Origin of the sequence: Bradyrhizobium sp. ORS 111 (assembly GCF_045571485.1) — a bacterium.
In the GTDB taxonomy this organism is placed as follows: domain Bacteria; phylum Pseudomonadota; class Alphaproteobacteria; order Rhizobiales; family Xanthobacteraceae; genus Bradyrhizobium.
Window position 1 is genome coordinate 2,558,295 of record NZ_CP120701.1, and the last position, 21,650, is coordinate 2,579,944.

The window sequence follows — 21,650 nt, forward strand, 5'->3', positions numbered from 1 at the left end:
CCTGGATCGGTCCATGCGCGATCAGGCCCTTCCTGAAATTCTTTGGAAAGTCTGTTGATGGTGATGCTATTGTGTTGATAGGCATCTCAGATGCGGACGATCGTCAGACTGTCTCAGTGAATGCCAGTCAAACGATGTTACAATCGTTTCGGTGAAGGGCCCTCGAGAGCTGGTGATCCGGACGCTTCATTTCGCGCTGAGGGTTGCTCAACGGATGTTGAGTGCATCTGTCCGTAATGATAGGCGCACCACGACGAAATCTTCTTGCCCGGCTTTCTAAGTACAGGTTCGCCGCACATATACGCCTCTCTCTCATCCTCATCTTTGAAACCGACAATGGCCCGGCATTGCCCCTCAGTATGGTCGATCAAGAGAACCTTCCTGGCGCCATCGGGTTTTTTCACTTTGCTGCTCCGATCTGCCAAGCAATCGAAGCGCCGCTTATGCAGAGCGGCCCTTTCAACCTAACGCGGTTGAAAATCTCCACAGTAAGACCGATCGTCATGGATTTGCGCGATAGCAGCACCATACCATTGCTCATCGACCGCTGTGAGCGGCATGTTCGCCAAACTGGTTTCGAGGCGCACGTCGGCTGGCAAAGGTGCTTGTGTTCGGATGTGTGAAACGGTGGACCCGCGCAGAATCTCTCAGGCGATGCCGATCGCAGCGGGCATATGGCCTCGGTTCTGGATTGCCCTGTCTTTCACTATCGTTCGCCAATAACGGCGCCGCAGTTGACGATCGATGCATCACCATGTCGGCAAGCTCGATGTCGGGATCCAGTGTCAAGATGAGATCTCGTGGCGTCAGTCTTTCAATTTGGGGCATTCGGAATCCTTACCTCGATGCAAGTCAAAGACTGGCCACCTCAAGAACGTACAATTTAACGTTACGTGCGATTCAAGTCCCTCGGAGCTGGTCATGTGGAATATCTACAACCGGACGTGGGAAACGCGACAAGAAAGCTGGATGATCCCAACCCTTTGGCGCGAGCCCGAAGCAGTCCGTTCGCCGCTCGTGTGTGCTGGGACGGCGGTAGCGAATTCCAGGACACAACCGTGCACGATTTGCTGCGTAACCTGCGATGGTCAAAACGAGTGCTCGGCGGTCGTAAGTCAGGCTAGTCGCGACGAGCGAAAGGCACGTCGCCTTCTGGTGTTTCCCGCACTAGCGTCCGCGTTGTCCGGTCGTCCCCTGGGCGCGTCATGGTCGCCGGCATCGCGTGGAGCAGCGATCATCGCAGCGTCTGATAGAGGCGATGCAGGAGCCGCGCGCGCGGCTCGAGCGAGGAGATATAGAGCTGCTCGTAATGGGTATGCGCACCCTTGCCGTCGACGCCGAGACCGTCGAGGGTCGCGGTGTGCGGCGCGGTGAAATTGCCGTCGGAGCCGCCGCCGGTGAAGACATCGAGCAGATCGAAGCCGAGCTCGGCGGCGACCGTCCTCGCGTGCTCGTAGAGCGCGGTGCCGGAATTGCTCTTCTCATAGGGCGGACGATTGAGCTCGCCCGTCACCGTCACGGTGACGCCCTCGGTGCGCGATGTGATCCCGAGGATCTTCGACACCAGCTCGTCGGCGTCGGCCATGGTCGGCACGCGCAGGTCGACTTCGGCATAGGCCTCTTCGGCGATCACGTTCGGCTTGGTGCCGCCGCGGACCACGCCGACATTGACGGTGACGCCGCGCTTGAGATCGTTCATCGCCTCCAGCGTCAAGATCACGTTGCCGAGCTCGCGGATCGCACTGCGGCCTCCCTCGGGGGACGCGCCGGCATGGGCCGGCGCGCCCTTGATGAACACGTCGAACCGCGCGACGCCCTTGCGCCCGGTGACGATCTTGCCGCCGTCGCGCGCCGGCTCGGTGACCAGCACGTATTTGGCCTTGCGGCCCTCGGCCTCGATCAGCGCCCGCGAGGTCGGGCTGCCGACTTCTTCGTCGGAGACGTAAAGCTGGGTGATGCCGAGCGGCGCGCGTGCATCGTCGGCGCAGATTTGCCGGAAGGCGTGATAGGCGAGATAAGCGCCGCCCTTCATGTCGTAGATGCCGGGGCCGAACGCGCTGTCGCCATCGATCCTGAACGGCAGCCGTTCGATGAAGCCCATCGGGTGCACGGTGTCGAGATGGCTCAGCACTAGGATGCCCGGCGCTTCCTGGCCCCAGGACGAGCGTGCGACCAGGTGATCGCCGCGGCCGTCGCGCCCCGCGATACGTTCCACGGTGGCCGGCAGATCGCGATAGCTTGAGGCGACGAGGTCGGCGAGCTTGTTGACCTGATCGGGCCGTTCGGTCGGCGACTCGATCTCGACCCAGCGGCGGATGCCGTCGAGGATCGCGCCTGATTGGAACCGGTTGCTCGACATGGATGTTGTCGCCGCCTGTGAAATGAGATTGTCATTGCGGGCACGAGATCATGATACGATTCGCCTGGTCCCAACCATGATGTCCCGCGACGATACGTTCCGCTCGCAACCCGTTACCGGCCGAGAGTGGCCCTGTCGGCGGAAACTGATGTTACTTACTTGCCGGCAGGAACGGAGCTGTCAACGTTGGTAGGTGTCGACGCAAATCATGCAGGACAGATCTGACTCGCTCTCGAAATGAGCGATAGCGTCTCCGACCTTAGGACCTTCTTTCGATGTGTGCGCGAATCGCATCTGCGTCGACGTCAATCCAGCCGTACTCGCGAGCGCTCGCCACCATCTTGCCATAGGCCACTTGCCAGGCTTTGCTTTCCTTGGGGCAACCGGACAGCGTAGGCACCAAGTCGACAGGGACAAGCGCATTGCCTTTGTCAACGAGGGTGATGCCCCTCAAGGCTTGAGTGTTAGAGCAAGTGAGCCCTTCAGCACGAGTTTGAATCCGCCAAAGTCCAAAGGATCCACCAACTGTACGCCGCTTTCGGGTGAGTATTCTATGATCATTTGCTCCGGTCCTCATTGCGGTCTTCAACGTGATTGAGCCGGCTGCTCGTCCGCCTCTTGCGTGCAAAATGCATTCAATCTTCCGGTATGGTTCGAAGCGTACCGCGGAAGTTGATCAACGGATCGCCCTGGCCTGGCCGGGTCGCGACAATTCGTCCGACAAAGATGGTATGCGTGCCAATCCTCTTATGGTCATGCAAGATGCACTCGAGCGTAAACATCGCGCTTTGCAAAAGCGGTACGTCGAGAATACCCTGATTCCACTGCGCCGAAACGAAACGGTGAACTCCTTTCGCGCCATCCCGCCCCCCAAACCGCAGCGCAAGGTCTTCCTGATCGCTGCACAGAAAACTCACTCCAAAACTGTTGTTGGCGAATATCGCGTCATGCGTCTCGGAACTGGCGTTAATGGCGACCAGAAGACAGGGAGGCTCCATGCAGATCGAAGTCACAGAACTGACTGTTAACCCGCGCCGCCTGACGGCCGCTCCAGTCGTCACAATCGCGACGCCACTCGCCAGATTTCGCATAGCCTGGCGGAACTCGATCGCCTGGACCGACGGAATATCGTGCATCTTGAAAGGGGACCGGCAGCTCATGATGATTGGCCTGTAAAGGGGCGTCGAGTTGGCTGTCTCATTCGCCGCGCGGAGAGTGCCGTGGTGGCCGTTCTCGAACTCGCGGTTCGGCGTACGGGCTCATGACCGCCTTCTGGCGGCAATCGGCGTCAGAGCGCGCCTGCCAGGTCTGCAAGTGTTTGGCGGCGCCATGTGAGGCCGATTCCGATATTGGACCGCCGTTCGTGTTTCTCTTCGTATAAGGGGCATCATCGCACCGGTTGCGTATCCAGAACGCGCTGTTTTGCCGCGCACAGATGCTCATCGAGCGTGATGTGCAGCGTGCCCCGCAGCTCCGGCGGGATCGAGCCATCTGTATCGATCAGTTCTCGAAACTTTCGAATAATGTGTTCTATCTTCGCGATCGATCCGAGAACTTCCAGCGTTTGCCATGACATCGTCGATTGTCTCCTTTGACGCACTGCGTGTCTTTCACTAAGTTGTAATGGCTGCCATCGGCGCCAGCAGCGAACGTGTTGCGGTGCGTACATCAGCTTGCCGCATCAAGCTCTCACCGACCAGGAAGGTCGAAATCCCAACACGCGAAAGCCTCGTAAGATCGCCGGGCCCGAGTATGCCGCTTTCCGAGACGATCAGACGATCTTTCGGGATGAGCGGTGCCAGGGTCTCGCTCGTTGAGAGCGTGGTTTCGAACGTGCGCAAATTGCGATTATTGATGCCGATCATCGGTGAGCGAAGGGTGAGAGCACGGTCGAGTTCCGCGACGTCGTGGATCTCGACCAGCACGTCCATGCCGTGCGTTAGGGCAGCGGCTTCGATATCGCGCGCGGCAGCGGCCTCCAGCGCTGCCATGATGATCAGGATGCAGTCGGCGCCATGGGCGCGTGCCTCGGCCACCTGATAGGTATCGAACATGAAGTCCTTCCGCAGCACCGGAAGAGTTGTCTGGCTACGCGCCGCCACCATGAAATCGAGATGTCCCTGGAACGATGGCGTATCGGTCAGGACAGAGAGGCAGGCTGCGCCACCCGCCTCATAGGCTTGCGCGAGCGCAGGGGCGTCGAAGTCGCCACGAATGCAACCCTTGGAAGGCGAGGCCTTCTTGATCTCGGCTATGAGAGCATGCTCGCCGGAAGCCTGCTTATTGCGGATCGCGTCGACAAAGCCGCGGGGAGCTTGCGCTCGCTTCGCGAGTGCCTCGACGTCCGGCAGCGGTAACGCCCGTTTGGCAGCTGCAATTTCCTCGCGCTTATAGGACTCGATCCTGGTCAGAATATCGGACATCGGTCAGCTCGGCGGTTAAGCGTTGGAGACCGCTATCAGACGTTTCAATCGTGCGGCGGCAGCGCCGCTGTCAAGCGAGCGCTGGCCGAGCGCAACACCCTCCTCCAAAGTCGCAGCCCGGCCGGCTACGATCAATGCCGCGGCGGCATTTAGAAGCGCGACGTCGCGATAGGAGCCTGGTTTGCCGTCGAGCACGCCTTTGAGCGCTACCGCGTTGGCGTCGGCGTCGCTGCCTTTCAGTGAATCGACGTCACAGCGGGCCAGACCAGCGTCTTCGGGCGCTACTTCGAAGGTGCGGATCGCACCCGCATCAAGCGCGGCAACAAATGTGGAGCCAGTGAGAGTGATCTCATCGAGCCCGTCTGAGCCGTGAACCACCCACACCGACGTAGCGCCGAGGGTCTGCAACACCTGCGCCAAAGGCTGCACCCACTGGCGCGAGAATACTCCGACGATCTGCCGCTTGACCCCAGCAGGATTGGATAGAGGTCCGATCAGATTAAAGATCGTGCGGGTCCCAAGTGCGGTCCGAATTTGTCTAACGCGCTGCATGGCCGGGTGATGGGTCGGCGCAAACATGAAACCTATGCCGGCCTCGTGCATACAACGACCAACGGCTTTCGGCTTGAGGTCAATCTTCACGCCAAGGCGCGCCAAAACGTCCGCGGCGCCTGATCGCGAGGACACCGCGCGGTTGCCGTGCTTGGCCACCGGAACGCCGGCGCCGGCGACGATAAAGGAGGCGCATGTCGACACGTTGAGCGAGCTAGAAGCATCGCCACCCGTGCCCACGATGTCGACGGGATCGCCCGGTACGCTCACCGACAGCATTTTGCTTCGTATCGCTGACGCTGCCCCGGTGACTTCTTCCACCGTCTCGCCGCGCACCCGCATTGCCAGCAACAGTCCGCCGATCTGCGAGGGCGTCGCCTGGCCTGACATGATGATGTCGAAGGCGATCGCTGTCTCCTCGCGGGTCAGGGTGGCACCGCTGGCGACTTTGCCAATGATCGATTTGAGGACGTCCATCGTGCTCCAGAGCGTGCCTAGTTGTCCCAATTAGCCGTATGCGCATGCAGCCCCATCGACCGGCTAGCCCGCCTCATCTCCTGGTCCGAGACGGAAGTGGCGAGTTACCCGTCGCCCGAACATAGACCCAGCTGACGCGCCTTCGACGGATGCGTGGTGTTAGCTTGATCCCGGGAGCGCTGTGGAAGCTACAACCTGACGTCACGTCAGATTCAAGCCCTTCCATTCCAATCTGGCGGTGGGCCAGTGCAAAGCGCAAGGGTGGTCGCGAACGTTGCAATCTGATCCGTGGGATGGACTGGTGCCGTTCGAGTAAGTCATCATCCGACCGAGGTTGCCAAATGAAAATTGTGGTGCGCGGGCCGAAACGCAGAGGTGGATCATCAAGGCGGTGCCCGGCTTTCCGGTCTGACCGACGCCGGCTCTGCTGTGCCGGCGCGCTGCGAACGACCTCGCGACATTGCAGACAAATTGCAGGCACGTTCGACAAGCCGCGTAGGGATAGCTTGGCGACCCGTTTATCGCTGCATTCCGCCTGACGCATCGCCTCGCTGTTTCCGGCTCGTGGAGCTCTCGTCAGCTCAAAGGCTGATCGAGAGCGATCCGCAACAAGACGAAATCCGGAAATTCATAGATGAGCGGTTTCGCGCTGAGGTTGGGCCGGCACTTGGCGCTACGGATCCGCCACGCTCAACTGCGGCGCAGGCGACCGGACCGCATCACTGATGATCGCGCCCTATCATGGACCGTGGCGCCCTCGCGAACCCAAGGTCGCATCCAGCTGCACCGCGTACCCAGATCCGCCGCTACATTCGGAATACGCCGTAATGCGGTGCTTCAATTGGAGCACTTAACGAAGCACTCAGGGCAACCGCGAGCGCGCTTCTGGTATCGATCGGATCAAGAATGCCGTCGTCCCAGATTTCAGAGGTTGCATAGTAGGCGCTGGAACGCTCCCGATACTCTTCGAGAATCGGTTCGCGAATGGTTTCCAGCTCCTGCTCCGACAGACGACCGCCCTCGCGGGCCAATTGCCTTGCCTTGACATGAGTGAGCACGCCGGCCGCTTGCTCGGCGCCCATCGCAGAGATCTGAGCTTGCGGCCAAGTGAACACAAAACGGGGATCGAAAGCGCGTCCCGCCATCGCGTAAGTACCTGCGCCGTGTGAGCCATTGCAAATGACGGTCAATTTTGGCACCGACGCGCCGGACATCGCCATGATGAGCTTGGCGCCATCCTTGGTAATACCGCGCCGTTCGTACTCGCGGCCGACCATGAAGCCCGTGACATTCTGCAGAAAAAGCAGGGGCGTGCGGTTGCGGTCGCACAGCTGGATGAAATGAGCACCCTTCAATGCGCTTTCGTTGAACAAAACGCCGTTGTTTGCGATTACGCCAATTTGATAGCCATGAAGCCGCGCGAAGCCGCAAACCAGCGATGTACCAAAGCGCGGCTGGTATTCGTGGAATCGGCTGCCATCAACCAGTCGGGCGACGATCTCCCGCATGTCGAACTGGACACGGGGATCCTTCGGGATGATGCCATACAGTTCGCACGGATCGTAGAGGGGCGGCTCCGGGGCAGCTCGATCAATCGACGCCTTGGCGGGACGCTTAAGGTGAGCCACGATGTCGCGGGCAATTGCAATCGCATGCATCTCGGAGCTTGCGAGGTAGTCGCTCGTGCCCGACACGCCGGTATGCATATGGGCTCCGCCAAGCTCCTCAACCGATACATTTTCGCCGGTGGCGGCCTTCACGACCGGCGGGCCGCCAAGAAAAATCGCTCCCGTTCCTTCAACGATAATGTTGTAGTCGCTGAGCGCGGGGACATAGGCGCCTCCCGCCGTGCAGTGGCCCATCGCAATGGCGACCTGCGGTACTCCCATCTTGGACAGGATCGATTGATTGCGCAGAATTCGACCAGCGTGGTAACGATCTGCAAAGAACTCGGCCTGCAACGGCAGGAATCCGCCGGCGCAGTCGCATAGATGGACCACCGGCAAGCGATTTTCGATGGCTATGTCCAACGCTCGCACGATCTTCTTGACGGAGAGCGGATACCATGCCCCGCCCTTGACGCTGGCATCATCGGCGTGAACAATCACCTCGCGACCTGCTACGATGCCGATGCCGACCACCTGGGCTGCACCGGGTACCTCGCCCTCGTAAGCCTTGTTGGCGGCTAACGTCGAAAATTCAAGGAACGGCGTGTGTGGATCGAGCAACGCTTCGACCCGATCTCGAACAAAGAGCTTATTCTGGCGACGCAAGCGCTCGAGCTCTCGCTCCGGCCTCTGGAAGCGGGCAGCACGCTGCCGCTCCTTCAATTCGTCCGCAAGGCGTCTGTTGTGGAGCTCGTTGTTGCGGAATTCGTGCGAGTTGACCTTCAGAACAGAAGTGATCCGCTGCATGTCAGCGTCCTTCCTTGGTCAGCGTGACCAGCACTGCGTCCCGCTCGAAGCTGTCCCCTTCCTCGAAGTGAATTCGATCGACGACACCGTCCTGCGGGCAGCGTATGATGGTTTCCAACTTCATGCTCTCGATCATCATCAGCGCCATGCCCGCGGAGACCGATTGGCCCGGTGATACCGTGGTCGTTACAACCACGCCCGGCATCGGCGCGCGGGCCACAAGGGAATTGTCCTGTCCAGCTACGGAAGCGAGCGTTCGCAGTGGGTCGCGGTAGCGCAAGGTACGCGTCCTGCCGCGAATGAGAACGTGAATGACATCACCGTCGACGACGAAGCGGACTGGCTCGGCTTCGCCGGCAATGGTCAGCAGACCGCAACTGTCGTTGTGATAGACGAACTTGACCGGAGCAATCACCTGGTCAGTTAGGTGAAGACGGTACCCTTGCCGGCAGGGTGAAAGCCACAGCTTGTGGTCGACGCCATCAACCTCGAAAGTGTGATACACGTCAATTTCTCCAACTGCCGATTGCTGCGTGAAGATCAGGGATAGCATCGGCCGAATCACGGACGGTTCGCGTCAAAAGGGCTGCCGATGCCAGGAAGGCGGACAAGCCGTCAGAAGTATTGCCCACTGCGATGTGCGGGTTCTGTTCAAGGTATCCGGTATGGAATTGTCCGCCGAGAAATGCTTCGTCGGCGAGAATGCGGGCGAGAAAGCCGGCATTCGTCTCGCAGCCGAGAAGCACCAGTTCCTGAACCGCCCGATGGGCCTTTGTCACGGCATCCATGCGCGTCGGAGCATGAGATATAATCTTGGCAAGCATCGGATCGAATGCCGTCGTGATGTGCTGACCTTGCAGGATACCGCTGTCGATGCGCACGCCGTGCGGGTACTCCAGAAGCAGTACCTTGCCGGTCGTCGGAACGTATCCGCGCTCGGGAGCTTCTGCATACAGCCTGACTTCGATCGCGTGTCCGTCCGAGACTATGGCCGATTGCGAGAAGTCGAGTTCTCGGCCCGCGGCCGCATAGATCTGTTGGGCAACAAGATCTATGCCGGTGGCCATCTCCGTCACAGGGTGCTCAACTTGCAGGCGGGTGTTCATCTCCAGAAAATAAAACTCACCTCGGCCGAAAATGAACTCGACGGTCCCTGCGTTCTGGTAGTTCGCGGCGCGGGCGATGCCGACCGCGGTTTCGCAGATCCGCTCCCGCAATTCTGGTGACAGCGCTGGAGAGGGCGATTCTTCGATGATTTTTTGGAAGCGACGCTGGACAGAACATTCGCGCTCGAACAAATGCACCACGTTTCCGAAGGCGTCGCCAAGCACCTGAACCTCGATGTGCCGTGGGTCTTCGACATATCGCTCGACGTAGAGCCGGCCATCGCCGAAGTATCGCCGGCCCTCGCTCCGCGACAGGTCAATAGCGTCTTCCAGGGTATCGAGATCGCGCACGATCCGCATGCCCTTGCCGCCACCGCCTGCCGACGGTTTGACCAGCAGGGGCGCGCCGATAGCCCGCGCTTTGGAAACAAACGTCGCCGGATCATCCTCCTCAATCGCAGAGGGGGCGACCGGAAATCCGTTCCGCTGCACGAAGTTGCGGGCCCGGATCTTATCGCCCATGAGTTCTATGGTCTCGGGAGTGGGTCCGATGAACGCCATTCCGGCCTGTATCACCGCCCTGGCGAACTGCGCATTTTCGGAGAGAAAGCCGTAACCCGGATGTAGCGCGCCGGCGTTCGCCTTGCGGGCCGCGGCGATGATCTGCGCGATATCCAGGTAGGCCGCGATCGGCGTGCGAGCGCTGACCTCAATCGCTGCGTCGGCCATGGCGATGGCGGGAGTTTGCGCATCGATCTCGTGATAGACGATTGCGGACCGAAGTCCCAGCTTGCGTAATGTCTTGATAATTCGGACGGCGATCTCGCCCCTGTTGGCGATCAGAACCGTATCGAAGGGGAGTGTGTGCATTCGCCGTTCCGAATCAATGCGTGAAATCAGATAGTCCATTGGTTGCGAGAGCGGGTCGTTCGTCCCGAACGCCCGTGCCGGCGAGCAATCTCCGTCAGGCGTGGCTGTGGAGGAGCTCCCCGAACCGAAGGCGCCCGGAGATACGGGCTGCTCTGTCGCACTTCATCGGGAGTCAGCTTTTCCTTTGGTCGTGTCTCGCGTTGACATCACGTAGCGGCATTGGTGGCTCAGGCTCGCCTGCTTGGCCCTGAGACACGCAGTGATGGCGGCCCGATCCGGTATCTGGCTGCTGCATAGGCGGAAGACGTCCTCCATGCAGGCCTCTTTCTCATCCGCGGTCGGTGCCTGATCTCGCGCACTCACGCATCCGAAACCTAGAAAGGTTGCTGTAAGACCAGCAACAATCCCAATCGCACAGCGATTGGCCTTGGGGCGCGAAGACCCATGCGTTCGTCGTTGTTGATTCACGATATCCTCTTTGGATGGTGGTGTCTGCGGTAGCGGTTTTCCTGCGCGAGGCGCACTGTGACCTGACTACCGATAACAGGCCGAAGTCATTGAAGGTCTCGACCGTCGCGATCTTTCTGCGGGCTTACCGCGGTGGCGGGTCGGTTGTTGGTCGCTGCTCGGCCACGGCGTCAGCCGCGATTGAAGCGGAATCAGATCCGCTGGAGTTGCAGCAAGGCTCGCTGCGCAATTGATAGGGCGACCTTCCGATGTGTGCACTTGGTTGTACCATGGCTTTGATGTGTAGCTTTTGTCGTCACACGCCGGTCGCTACCGGAAATCGTAGGCGATCCGATGAGATCATCGACCGGAACGCAAAGTGAGACTTGCGGTCCCGATGGGAGACGGTCGCGACGGCGGAGAAGCGAAGGCGATTAGCGCTGGTTGCCCGCGAGGCGCCACAGGGATGGCTCGCGATTAAGCGGAGCGCCCTGAAGCAGGAGTGAACGCTCGATCGAGGGCCAATGCAGTCGGCAGTTCATGATTGACGTCGTCCAACGTCGCTCAGCATGCTTGAGAATGGTGATTGAGCTTTCAGGTGTGAGACATTCGCAATTCTCATTGGCTGTCATGAATCGTCTGGATTGTCCGGGGTGGCTCCCAATTGTCCTTGATCGTACAATCTGACGCTACGTGCGATTCAAGCCCATTCGCGATGGTCGTGCGAATATATTCGCACTTACATATGTTCGAGATGAACCTCGCACAAAGCGAGGGCGGAAGGTCACAAGCGGAATTGCGCGGCTCGCTCTCGCTCGACTGGATGGCTGAGCGATGGTGCGCGATACGCACGATAGCTCTGGTATAGCGGCTCGGCGTAAGCGATAGAAGATCTCGTGGCTTGTAGGCGTGCGATCCGGCTCATTTGCGCATGGCCGCTCACAGGTCTGTTGCTGATCGCCGGACGTGAACAACGATCCGAACGAATGCGCGTCGAATCAGCCACTCTCGTTTTGCGAGCAACCGCGCACCGCCTTGCTGGTGAGCACACGGATCGACCGTCACAACGCTGCAAGAGCGTGCAAAGCTCGGACGTCATTTCGACAATTCGTGTTGCGAGGGAAGGCGCTTACGTAATCGTACGGAGCCCACATGTCGCATTACTTTGATCCGAAGACTGCATCTTGGTCGACATGAATCCGAAGAGTAAACTCTACGATCCCGACCATTGGCGAGGCCGTGCGCGAGCAACGCGAACCAAGGCCGAATCGTTGGCGAATGGCAGGCCCCGAGACAAACTCCTCAGGGTTGCCGAAGAATACGAGAAGCTGGCCCGGCGTGCCCAAGAATGGCAAGCGCGCAGAAACGACGACGAGCCAGATCCTGGTCAGGAGTTCTGATGCTTCGCTGCGTCTGGGCTAAGTGAGAGTTGGGCGGGCCGACGCTCGGTCGGAGCCCTTTGGGAAGGCCAGCCGGCCTTGTTCGATATCGGGTTTACGCACATGCGAGCGTGGCTGGTCGAATTCGCAAGGCCGAGAAGGGGAGCGATCTCGATCTATTCCAGTGACAAGCGAGGGGTTGAGCCCGAACCAAGTGCTTGGACGCTTCCTTGCAAACGAGAAGGTCGCCTTGATGGTGCGGTCAAGCGATCTGCCGAATGGCTCGGCACGGCATTTGCAAAAGCAAATATGGGCATCGCGATGGCCGTGCGCCGGGAAGCGCCACGATGGTCCACTGCCTCGCCGATGCCCTGAGCGGCTCGACGCACATTGATCTCCTGCAATGTGCGCCGGGTCGGCTCATCTTGCCCGAGCCAGCTCATCACGCGCTCCCAAGCATCCCATCTGGGGGCGCATGTTCCCGACAGGTCGTGAGGCGCGTGTTCGGTCGACAGCCCGACGCGCGTCGATCCGTGGCTCCGACGACAGGCTTGCATGTGCGCTGGCTTACGACGTTCGGTGGCTTGTTCCGGTCAAAAGAACACGGCGAAAGCCCAGGCGATGGCCCAGCAGATCAAAATCCAGAGCAGCGCGTTGAGGAGGAGCGCCGCAAGCGGCCAGAAGTTCCAGACGGTCCGCGATTGTGAAGCGCTGAGGTCCGATGCGCGGTTGTCGTGTTTGATCACGGAATGTCTTGATACGCGCCAGTGTGTCATCCGTACGCTTTCTTACCCTGCCGTCGTCACGAGCCATGGCTTGGCTTATGGTCGAATAAGGTCACTCAAGGCCATAGCTCGTCCGATGCCTGGGATCAGGGTCGTGAGGACGAAGTCATGCGGTGGGCCTTGGTTCCCGCATCTTCATCTGAGCAATCGCCATGCCACGAGTGAAACGTGCCGAGCGTCGCTATAAATGAGAAACGAGCGTGTTCGCCGCGGGGCGGCGGAATGATTTAACTGCGCAATCGTCGCATTCGCTACGACGACGTCTTAAATACAACGCGACGCTTGAGAACTGGGCGGCCCCTCCCGAACAGTCCGCGGCTCTTTCGCTTGAAATGCGCATGCGCATCGTGGTCTTCAGCGATGATCTCCTTTTCATAGCGGCTGCGCGACAGACAGTTCGATTGTCGGATCCGTGCGCATGGAATTAACTTTGTTCCGCGAGGGAATCATCCAGGAGCTCACGAGCAGCAGCGGCGTCGGGCGGTTCTGGGTCGGTGAACGAACAACCCATGCGCCCCGGCAAGGGCGCCGAATGAGGATCGCGGTCTGGCGCTGCGTTCTGGCCAGAGCTGAACGGGGCGCATCACGCGGGACGATATCGGTTGGCACGACTTGACTTCCAACGAGCTCGCGATGGGCGCGCTAAGGAGAGAATCGGTGTCTGCACGATGGTGAGGGGCAGCGCGAAAGCGGATACCGTTGGCGTGGGCGCAGGTGGAATGCCCAAGCGCGTCGTAGACCTGCGAAGCGGCTGGCCTGACGTTGTCGGAGGCTCCGACGGCTCGCGCTGCGCCCCGCGTTCAGGCTTTGGATTGGTTCCATGTCGTCCGAATGCCAGCATCTTGTCGCAATCCTCCCGGGATTGGCTCCCGGCTTGCGCGCGAGGTTTGCGAATGCGCCCCAGCACGGCGGAATTGGACGGGCGTGGCTCATCAGTGAGCCAGAGCGCGCCAGCCGCAGCCGAAGTTGAAATGGTCCGGATGTACCTGCGCTACCGGACGTCGTTGTGGCCGGCTCAAGATGCTCGCAGCAAGAGATGCTCGGCCCGCAGTGGGCGATCGCTGGGAAGCCAAGCCCACGCCAAAAAGTGACCCAGGCGATCACGCACGCGCCAGCGTCTTGCGATCAGCTGACCAGTCCAGGTTTGGACAGCCCTTTGATCAATCGCAGGCCTTAGCTACGCGGCTCGTCTGCATGCGAAGCAATTTGGCTGACGGATCGGTCAATGCGACGACCACGGCTGAGGGTGTGCATACGCGTCAGCCTGCCGAACATGCGCGGCTCGCGTTGCGAGTATCTTTCGTCCAGAATGCTAGCTGGCTTTCCCTGAAATCGATTCCAACTGTATTCAGAACACCCTTGCACGAAATATGGGAGCGGTCGGCTGCTCCGGTGCTGGCCCGAATCCTGCACCATCGTCTGCGCGTCAGAGAAGACGGCTGCGGCAATGGAACGGGAGTCGCGTTTGAGCCTCGATCTGCCAATGGACGATGCGGTTGCCGGTCAAATGCCGACTTCGCAGGCCGCCCATGCGCATGCTGGAGTGAACACCGAAGAGCCTTGCGCTCATCAAAGCATCCCGCAGCGCTGGCCTCACTGCCGGAAAGCCACTTTCGAAACTCCGTTGGCACATCGTGATCGGCATATCGCGTCGCTTCGACGGCGCGCGATGTCGGTCGAATGGCGGAGCCAATCATCGGCCAGCACCAGTGGTCGCCGAGGTCATGGAGCGACCCGCGGCCGCCGCGTTACGGGCACCGATCGACAATGCCCGGATTTGGCTCCAGGCGCGGGGCGGTATCCAGCTGACGTCCTCGACGGCCTTAGCCCAAAGCTGAAAGACGCTATTCCGTCCCTGGTTGCCGACGCTGATTCTGCTCCGGGAAAAAAGCTTTCAGGTACTGAAGGCGACCTCGGAATCGGTCGTCGACAAGACTGCAGCCCACGGCTGGGGTGCCCGCCTATGGCCCGCTCACGCCAAGGCCGCTCATGCCAAGGCTGACGGTTGTTGCTCTTCTGAGGCGGGTCGTCACAACATGCTCGATGAACTGGATTTGCGAATCTTCACGCTGCATCCGCAACGCGACGCCGCCCTCGGTGAAGTGCATGCCCGGCCTTTCATGCGCCTCGTTTCACCATTCACCGTGGTCCACTTTGCTCTTCTAGCGCAGGGCGAGGTGGCCGCTAGCGATCGTCGCCGCTTCCTTGAATTCTGCCGGCAGAATAACCTTCCCGTGCCCGAGCTATCGGCGAAACATCATGAGATAGGGATCGGACCTATTGTGCTGCGTTGGGAGCAGCATTCGGAATTTGCGACATTCACCTTGATCTGGAGTACCGCGACCAGTCCGACCGCTCACCAATTCGACCCAGCCGGAGGTACGGTCCAGTCGCTGATGCGCGCGCTGCGGCAGGATGGACAGCTGCTGGTCGCGATCAAGTTGGAGGCGGAGCGCGACGCGTTTCCGACTAAACGTGCGGAACAGATGTTTGACAAGAATAGCCTGGCTATGGTCCGTATAAGGGGCGGTGCAGCCGTGGTGGCCTCGGACTTTCGTGTCGACGACAAAGGCTTCACCAAAATCCGCATTTGCGATCTCGGACTGACGCCGCACGACCTCGGCGCGCTGGTGCAACGGCTCGTGGAAATCGAGACCTATCGTCCGCTAGCACTGCTTGGCCTGTCGGCCGCCCTTGAGCTGTCGCCGACAGTCGATCGCATCGATAAACGTCTTGTTGAAGTGCTCGAAGAAATGCAAGGCGCGGAGGGATTGAAGCTCAACAGCCATCTGCTTGCGGAATTGACGGCTCTGGCCTCATCTTTCGAGCGAAGCGCAACCGGCAGCCTGTTTCGATTCGGCGCCAGCAGGGCCTATAACGAGCTGGTCCAATCGCGCCTGTCCATCATCGAAGGCAACGAGGTTACGGGTTATCCGACCTGGTCGTCGTTTCTGGCGCGCCGCATGGCGCCTGCGATGCGAACCTGCGCAACAGTGGAGGATCGTCAGGCGACATTATCGATCAAGCTGGCCCGTGCTGCCGATTTGTTGCGCACCCGTGTCGATGTTGAAATCGAACGACAAAATCGTGACCTGTTGCGCGCCATCAATGATCGCACGAAGCAACAATTGCGGTTGCAATGCACGGTAGAGGGATTATCGGTTGCGGCGATCGGATACTATGTCGTCAGCCTGTTTAGCTACCTTGCCAAGGGCGCGCACGATGTCGGACTTCGTGTCGAGCCGTCGTACTTGACCGCGGTCTTCGTGCCGATCGCCGTCGGCGTGATCTGGCTGGTGAGTTACAATATCCGAAAGCGTCACCTCAAGCATGAGGACGTGCCTTCCGGCGCCGGCGACTAAACGTCCTTGTGTCGGATGTAGCAATTGCAAGCAGGCGGCGAATAGCGATCACTTCCGTTGTCGGAGCCCTGGCGCCTGGAGTTGCGCGACAGCCGCAGGCCTCAACCCATGCCTCGTTGCCGATCGGCGAGTTCTGTTGCGCTCTCAGGTCAGCGGCCATCAGGCGTCACGTGGCCAGAATCGCTGTTCACTTTGTTCGGCGAGCCCAACCGCAGTCGGACTATCGGACGATTGCGGAATAAACGATGTCCTGGACCTGCTCACGGTAATACGTCCGGATTTCTCCGGGAGCTGCCGTTCCCACCACGACGACGAGACGTTCCTTGGGATCACAGAAGAATTGCGTACCGTATGCGCCTGCCCAGGTGAACTCGCCTGGATTACCTGGCACTGCCGACAGACCCTCATTCGTCCGGACCGCCACTCCGAGCCCGAACCCGAAGCCAGCACGATGTGGCTCCACATGAGCGACGTTATTCTTGATCTCCGGCCCAAGATGATTGGAGATCATGTGATGCACCGTCCTGGGACCGAGAATGCGCCGTCCCTCGAGTTCCCCGCCGTTTAGCAGCATTTGTGCAAAGCGCACGTAGTCACCGACCGTCGAAAATGCGCAGGCTCCCCCGCAATCGAACTTCGTTGGCGTGTCGAGCAGCTCAATCGCCTGTGGCTTGCCGGTCAGCGGATCGTGCGGAAATGGACGCGCGAGACGTTCACGTTGCCGCGCGGAAGGGTGAAACGTGGCATCGTGCATCCCGATCGGATCCCACAGGGCCTTCGTAAGGTACTCCCCCAATCGCTGTTCAGTGACCAGCTCGACGACGGCGCCCAGCACATCGATCGAGCAGCCGTATTGGAATTCCGTCCCCGGTTGGTGCGCCAGTGGAAGCCTGGTAATGCTGTCGATGAAAGCCTCTTTATCGCCTCTGATCGCTGGAGTTGCAAAATCCGGATAGAGGCGCGCGACCTGGTTCGAGCTGTCCGGCCGCCCACCATAGGCGAGGCCTGACGTGTGGCGATAGAGATCATGAATGCGGATCGGCGAGGCCTGCGATTTGAACTCCAGCGATTCGTCAAACCGCGGAACGCCCACTTTCATGTTAGCGAATGTCGGATAGTAGTCCGTAAGCTTGGCCTGCAGGGGCAGGCGGCCTTGTTCCATGAGCGTAAGCCCGGCAACCGCCACCATCGGCTTGGTCATGGAGGCAAGTGCGAACACTGCATTGAGCGGCATGGGCGTGCCTTTTGCCGGATCGAGCTGCCCGTACGCCTTGTAGTGAACCAGCTTGCCGTCTCTGGCGATGGCGACCACCGCCCCTGGCACGCGCTGGCCCGCGATCTCGCGCGCGAAGAACTCATCCAGCCTGGTGAGCCGCTGCTGCGAAACTCCGACGTCATCGGCCTTGACCTCAGGTAGAGGCGCGGCCTGCCCCGAATTGAGGCCGATTACCGCTGCCGCCGCGCCGATGATAAGCTCCTTCATGGGCATCTCCCTCACAGGATGGATGGATCTTTCGTCGTGCAACCTGTCCCTCGTGTTTGCATGATCGGATCACATTGTTTATAGCCCGGTTGTTCGCCTTAAAAACGTGCGGCCATCCGGCCCTGCGCAGAGCGCGGCCTTTACACGACGAGCCGCGTCGCATCCGCGGCGCCGTCCCTACCTGCCTTGATCCGACCGCAGGCCGGCATCTTGAGCGATGTCTGCCTTGACCATCTTTGCGCAAATGGTCCGAACATCGAACAAGCGGTCGTGGATTGATGGATGCGCGAAAAGACCGCGTCTGTCGATGTTTGGCCTCGCCATCGATTGCGGAGATCGGCGCCGAAACGCTCCAGCTTCGAGGATGAATCCGGACCTTGGTGGGTCGCGGCCGAGCCGGTCTGAAGATCGCAGCCTGGCCGCCGGCTGCCACATTGAGCCCCATCAAGCCGAGATGCTGCTGCCTCGGCTGCTAGGGGCGATCCGATCCGGCGTGGGGCACCTGTCCTCAACTGCCCCTCTTTCCACAGTATTTGTCGATCACGCCTAGGCTGAGGAGCACTGCAAAGGCGAACAGCACCATGCCGCCGGCGACCCAGCTTGCTTCCTGCCAACGCGACGCTTGAACATATTCCAAAACATAGGCCGACACCACTTTGGTGCGCCCAGGAATGTTGCCGCCGATCATCATCACGACGCCAAACGTCCCGATCGTATGAGCAAAGCCTAGCACAGCTGCCTTGAGACATTCCGGCCGAGCCAACGGCAGGGCGACTGCGAAGAACGAATACATCGCAGAGGCGCGGCGAGCCGCCGCATCTTCCAGCGGGCGGTCACCCATTGCGACGAAGGCGTTTCGGATTGGCTGCACCACAAGCGGTAGCGCGGAGAAAACCGAGCCGACCACGACACCAACAAAGGTGAAGGCGAGCGTGTGCTCGCCCCACAGAGAGGCCAGAAAGCCCCCTGGACCGTTCGGACCGAGCAGGATAAGCACGCAGAATCCGAGGACGGTCGGTGGCAGAACCAGCGGAAGCGCAACAATCGTCGCGATTGCGCTGGCCAAAGCGCCTTTCGAGCGCGCCAACCACCACGCGAGCGGCGTGCCGAAAATCAAGAGAATTGCGGTCGTTATGCCCGCAAGCTCGATTGTCAGCGCGACCGACTGCCAGATCTCGGTCGAAAAGGCATCCATCCACGCTACCCCAAGGTTGACGGCAGCAAGCCGGGTCGCGCTACGACCGCCTGGACATCAAGCTCGCTGGCAAAAACGGCAAGGATGCCCATCGCCGTCGTAGCAGCGTCACTGAGCAAGGACGCGGCACCCATCCAGCTCGGATCACTAAACTGCTCTGCTTCCGTCCGGTGCGTGCTTTCGCTGCTTGGTCGTAACGGAGCGGCGGGGCCAACATCGGCGCCTGCGATCTCCACACGTCGACGAAGCTCAGTGGTGGCTGCCAGCGCAAAGAGCGTCTGCCGCTCCGCATCAGGTGTTGCGAACGCATTCATCGTCTGCATCTTGCCTGCGCCGTCATATCTCACGGCGCGGTCGCGGATACTCAATGTTGTGACAGCTGTCATGACCAGTGTCCTGGCACCATCCATGACGTCGGAAATCGAACGCGACGGGCAGAGGTCGCCAAGCGTAGGCATGAAATGGACCTTCGCAGCCGTATGGGTGTTCTCGATGAGCTGGATCGGGCGGACGTCGCCAGGCGAGAGCGACACCTGAAATGCCACGGCGTTGGTGAATTCTCTGTAAGACCTCTCGCTGGAGCGCACGTTCAAGGCGATCCTTGGGCCGGTTTGCCTGCTTCGACGACCCCGCGGGCGCGTTGGCCAACACAGGAACGTTCGGGACGACCGGTATATTGATGTCCGACGCGTCCGCGCTTCCAAGCAGGAGAGGAATCAGAACCGAATTGACAAGCATCAGTTGAGCGAGCCTCATCGAAATCTCCTGAGACAGCGTCGCCTCTAGCGCTGGGCCGCGGCGACTCATTGCTCCCCATCCAGCAATCGCCGTGCCGCTCGCGAAGCACGGCGCGTTCCGTGCCCAACGAGCACGAAACGGGGATAGATGCCCGCGCTACTCTGGAATGGACAGAACCCCGTTGTCAGGTTTCCGGCCTGCTTTGTCCTCAAACAGACGCCGATGGTAGGACGACCCCAAGTGATGCCGCTCAAGTTCGAGCATCAAGCGCAGGATCTGGACGTCGCCCCCGTGGCGGCCGCCGCGTTGCGGCTTCGGCGTGCCAGACAACCCCGGGCTCGCGGCCGATCAAGGTCGCTTGACGATCTGGCCCTCGGCGCGCCGTCAGTTTGGAGACAGTGCCAGCGAACCATCGTCGCCCTTGGCTTGCTCGCTCGGCTTGAAACTGACGTGGCGATGGCAGTCCGTCAGATACTGGAAAGCATGTGGTCTTATTCTGCAAAGCGCATCTGACAGGCTGATGCAGATCTATGGCGGGAGCTCGCCGCCGGCATGGGACATTAAAGAGGGGCGGCATCGGCGCACGTGACCGTCCACCCCGCGAATGCAGACGCTTTATCAGGCTTTCGAGCCGAACTTCGCTCATGCGGCCACATAGATGACGCATTGGCCTGTTTCAGGCTCGCCGAGGAGCGAGGGCCTAGGAATGATCGAGTACTACGGCGACAAGCGCGCATCTGACCGAGGCGGCAACGCTTGTGGAAGCCACAACCATGTGAGGGCGCCACACGGCTTGCTGGCCATGACGGAAAGTCCGGACGAAACATGCTCGATAGGATTGTATTGCGCACGCCAGTCGACGCATCCGCGATGAAGGAGACCATTTGTCAGCGGCGCAAGTCCTGTGCTGCTCATTTATTCCGCCCACCGCCGCGACTATGCGCTCTCTGCGTTCGATCGGGTCGCTCGCAATGATCGCGTCGTAAACGAAGGCTGGGCGAGACGATCACCGGCCGAGCTGTCACGGGTTCGTAGGCCTGCCTTCGGGCGTTCTTCCTTCGCTTCCAACCGGTCCGTGTCAGTCGCGCGTCTTGCGGCCCGGATTGCGGTCGGCTCGCAAGACGGATCGTACGTGGGCAAGAGCGAGGAAAACCAAATCTGGGGCTGGCAAAGTCCTCCGGATCCCTGTCGCGCCGGGTTCTGTGAGAGCCGCTTTGCCATTAGGCGGTGATGAATCGGGAAAGCGCCATTCCGGCGCGCCGGCAAGACCGCTTGATCGAATTCTTCGAAGAGGGTCCTGAGCTTTCAAAAATGGGTAGTGGAGGGATGAATGATGACCGGCATCTGCGCCTTGCTTCGCAGATTGTTCGTGCAGCCGCTCACGCAGGCTGACCGGAATGTTGCATTGAAAACTCAACTCGCGCCGATCAATGGGACGCGGGACAACGTAATCCACGTGGATTTCAAAAGGATCCGCGAAGCGAAGGAGGGGGCATGCGATCACGGATCATAGAAAAGCTGGAGGCTGGCCGTATACGATCCGGCCGATTCGCCAGTGTTCCGGGATCAGGTCCCTGCGGCCTGTTCTTGGTCCAAGGGCCTTGCGGCTGTGAACTCAAGATCAGCGGACTGGTTCGCCCAGGCTGGGAGCATGTCTCCGCGTCGACGGCGCGGCGCTGCCCGAACTGGGAAGAGATGTGCTTTGTCAAGGATCTGTTCTGGGATGAAGAGGAATGCGTGATGCAGCTGCATCCGCCTCATTCGCAATATGTGAATAACAGCCGCTATTGCCTGCATCTGTGGAAGCCGACATATCGGGACATTCCGATGCCACCGCCAAGCTTTGTAGGCATTGTCGGACTTGGACCGTCGGACTCTGCAACGTTGTTTGCGCAGATGACGGCGACATCGTGACTTGATCGATGATGTCGGTAACTGGTCAATGACGTCGAGCGGCTGCAAAGGAGATCTGCTCGCCTTCGTTGAGCATCTCTGAAGGTCGGGGAAAGACATTGCCTTGCAGCTTCGCGGACCGGACGCCGAGCGCGGCAAATTGCCGC

The 21,650-nt window shown here is 60.1% G+C and carries 16 protein-coding genes; 4 read left to right on the forward strand and 12 right to left on the reverse strand.

Annotated features, from left to right (window positions below):
- Nucleotides 1-221 precede the first annotated feature (221 nt).
- Nucleotides 222-623 (forward strand): hypothetical protein, encoded by a 402-nt coding sequence (locus tag P6U30_RS11715; protein WP_280980496.1) that lies wholly within the window; start codon nt 222-224, stop codon nt 621-623.
- Between the two features lie 611 nt (nt 624-1,234).
- Here P6U30_RS11715 and P6U30_RS11720 read toward each other — a convergent pair.
- From P6U30_RS11720 to P6U30_RS11755, 8 genes are all read right to left on the reverse strand, one after another.
- Nucleotides 1,235-2,359, reverse strand: coding sequence for a M20 family metallopeptidase (locus P6U30_RS11720; RefSeq protein WP_407169225.1), 1,125 nt, complete (start codon nt 2,357-2,359; stop codon nt 1,235-1,237).
- Between the two features lie 635 nt (nt 2,360-2,994).
- Nucleotides 2,995-3,495, reverse strand: coding sequence for a flavin reductase family protein (locus tag P6U30_RS11725; RefSeq protein WP_407169226.1), 501 nt, complete (start codon nt 3,493-3,495; stop codon nt 2,995-2,997).
- Between the two features lie 251 nt (nt 3,496-3,746).
- On the reverse strand, nt 3,747-3,935 hold the full coding sequence (locus P6U30_RS11730; RefSeq protein ID WP_280973071.1) for a hypothetical protein: 189 nt from the start codon (nt 3,933-3,935) through the stop codon (nt 3,747-3,749).
- A 37-nt stretch (nt 3,936-3,972) separates the two neighbouring features.
- Complete coding sequence (trpC, locus tag P6U30_RS11735; protein WP_280980494.1) at nt 3,973-4,782, reverse strand: indole-3-glycerol phosphate synthase TrpC; 810 nt, start codon at nt 4,780-4,782, stop codon at nt 3,973-3,975.
- A 15-nt stretch (nt 4,783-4,797) separates the two neighbouring features.
- Complete coding sequence (trpD, locus tag P6U30_RS11740) at nt 4,798-5,811, reverse strand: anthranilate phosphoribosyltransferase (protein WP_280980493.1); 1,014 nt, start codon at nt 5,809-5,811, stop codon at nt 4,798-4,800.
- An 806-nt stretch (nt 5,812-6,617) separates the two neighbouring features.
- The gene (locus P6U30_RS11745) at nt 6,618-8,225 is read right to left on the reverse strand and encodes an acyl-CoA carboxylase subunit beta (protein WP_280980492.1); all 1,608 of its coding nucleotides are present in this window, start codon (nt 8,223-8,225) and stop codon (nt 6,618-6,620) included.
- A 1-nt stretch (nt 8,226) separates the two neighbouring features.
- On the reverse strand, nt 8,227-8,778 hold the full coding sequence (locus tag P6U30_RS11750) for a biotin/lipoyl-containing protein (RefSeq protein WP_280985595.1): 552 nt from the start codon (nt 8,776-8,778) through the stop codon (nt 8,227-8,229).
- Nucleotides 8,732-10,240: an acetyl/propionyl/methylcrotonyl-CoA carboxylase subunit alpha gene (locus P6U30_RS11755; protein WP_407169227.1), complete on the reverse strand. Its 1,509-nt coding sequence runs from the start codon at nt 10,238-10,240 to the stop codon at nt 8,732-8,734. Before P6U30_RS11755 ends, P6U30_RS11750 begins: the two co-directional genes overlap by 47 nt.
- Before the next feature lie 443 nt (nt 10,241-10,683).
- Here P6U30_RS11755 and P6U30_RS11760 point away from each other — a divergent pair, with 443 nt between their 5' ends.
- Nucleotides 10,684-10,902: a hypothetical protein gene (locus P6U30_RS11760; protein WP_407169228.1), complete on the forward strand. Its 219-nt coding sequence runs from the start codon at nt 10,684-10,686 to the stop codon at nt 10,900-10,902.
- Between the two features lie 1,718 nt (nt 10,903-12,620).
- Here P6U30_RS11760 and P6U30_RS11765 read toward each other — a convergent pair.
- Nucleotides 12,621-12,773 carry a hypothetical protein gene (locus P6U30_RS11765; RefSeq protein WP_407169229.1) on the reverse strand — a complete coding sequence of 51 codons (153 nt, stop codon included), beginning with the start codon at nt 12,771-12,773 and terminating at the stop codon, nt 12,621-12,623.
- 2,075 nt (nt 12,774-14,848) lie between these two features.
- Here P6U30_RS11765 and P6U30_RS11770 point away from each other — a divergent pair.
- Nucleotides 14,849-16,174: a DUF3422 family protein gene (locus P6U30_RS11770; protein ID WP_407170435.1), complete on the forward strand. Its 1,326-nt coding sequence runs from the start codon at nt 14,849-14,851 to the stop codon at nt 16,172-16,174.
- Nucleotides 16,175-16,394: 220 nt separating this feature from the next.
- Here P6U30_RS11770 and P6U30_RS11775 read toward each other — a convergent pair whose 3' ends face one another.
- From P6U30_RS11775 to P6U30_RS11785, 3 genes are all read right to left on the reverse strand, one after another.
- A complete protein-coding gene (locus P6U30_RS11775; RefSeq protein WP_407169230.1) occupies nt 16,395-17,657 on the reverse strand; it encodes a serine hydrolase domain-containing protein in 1,263 nt (420 codons plus the stop codon).
- 508 nt (nt 17,658-18,165) lie between these two features.
- Complete coding sequence (modB, locus tag P6U30_RS11780) at nt 18,166-18,852, reverse strand: molybdate ABC transporter permease subunit (protein ID WP_280973061.1); 687 nt, start codon at nt 18,850-18,852, stop codon at nt 18,166-18,168.
- A 5-nt stretch (nt 18,853-18,857) separates the two neighbouring features.
- Nucleotides 18,858-19,445, reverse strand: a complete 588-nt coding sequence (locus tag P6U30_RS11785; RefSeq protein WP_407169231.1) for a hypothetical protein — start codon at nt 19,443-19,445, stop codon at nt 18,858-18,860.
- A 1,475-nt stretch (nt 19,446-20,920) separates the two neighbouring features.
- Between P6U30_RS11785 and P6U30_RS11790 the strand changes: the two genes are divergently transcribed.
- Nucleotides 20,921-21,103, forward strand: a complete 183-nt coding sequence (locus tag P6U30_RS11790; RefSeq protein ID WP_280973059.1) for a hypothetical protein — start codon at nt 20,921-20,923, stop codon at nt 21,101-21,103.
- The last annotated feature ends 547 nt before the right edge of the window (nt 21,104-21,650 follow it).

Excerpts from the sequence above, each read along its gene's own strand:
- P6U30_RS11720 (WP_407169225.1), bottom strand. The coding sequence starts at position 2,359 with ATGTCGAGCAACCGGTTCCAATCAGGCGCGATCCTCGACGGCATCCGC.
- P6U30_RS11770 (WP_407170435.1), top strand. The coding sequence starts at position 14,849 with ATGCTCGATGAACTGGATTTGCGAATCTTCACGCTGCATCCGCAACGC.
- modB (WP_280973061.1), bottom strand. The coding sequence starts at position 18,852 with ATGGATGCCTTTTCGACCGAGATCTGGCAGTCGGTCGCGCTGACAATC.
- P6U30_RS11790 (WP_280973059.1), top strand. The coding sequence starts at position 20,921 with ATGATGACCGGCATCTGCGCCTTGCTTCGCAGATTGTTCGTGCAGCCG.
- P6U30_RS11750 (WP_280985595.1), bottom strand. The coding sequence starts at position 8,778 with ATGCTATCCCTGATCTTCACGCAGCAATCGGCAGTTGGAGAAATTGAC.
- P6U30_RS11775 (WP_407169230.1), bottom strand. The coding sequence starts at position 17,657 with ATGAAGGAGCTTATCATCGGCGCGGCGGCAGCGGTAATCGGCCTCAAT.
- P6U30_RS11760 (WP_407169228.1), top strand. The coding sequence starts at position 10,684 with ATGGTGGTGTCTGCGGTAGCGGTTTTCCTGCGCGAGGCGCACTGTGAC.
- trpC (WP_280980494.1), bottom strand. The coding sequence starts at position 4,782 with ATGTCCGATATTCTGACCAGGATCGAGTCCTATAAGCGCGAGGAAATT.
- trpD (WP_280980493.1), bottom strand. The coding sequence starts at position 5,811 with ATGGACGTCCTCAAATCGATCATTGGCAAAGTCGCCAGCGGTGCCACC.
- P6U30_RS11745 (WP_280980492.1), bottom strand. The coding sequence starts at position 8,225 with ATGCAGCGGATCACTTCTGTTCTGAAGGTCAACTCGCACGAATTCCGC.
- P6U30_RS11725 (WP_407169226.1), bottom strand. The coding sequence starts at position 3,495 with ATGCACGATATTCCGTCGGTCCAGGCGATCGAGTTCCGCCAGGCTATG.
- P6U30_RS11730 (WP_280973071.1), bottom strand. The coding sequence starts at position 3,935 with ATGTCATGGCAAACGCTGGAAGTTCTCGGATCGATCGCGAAGATAGAA.
- P6U30_RS11755 (WP_407169227.1), bottom strand. The coding sequence starts at position 10,240 with ATGGACTATCTGATTTCACGCATTGATTCGGAACGGCGAATGCACACA.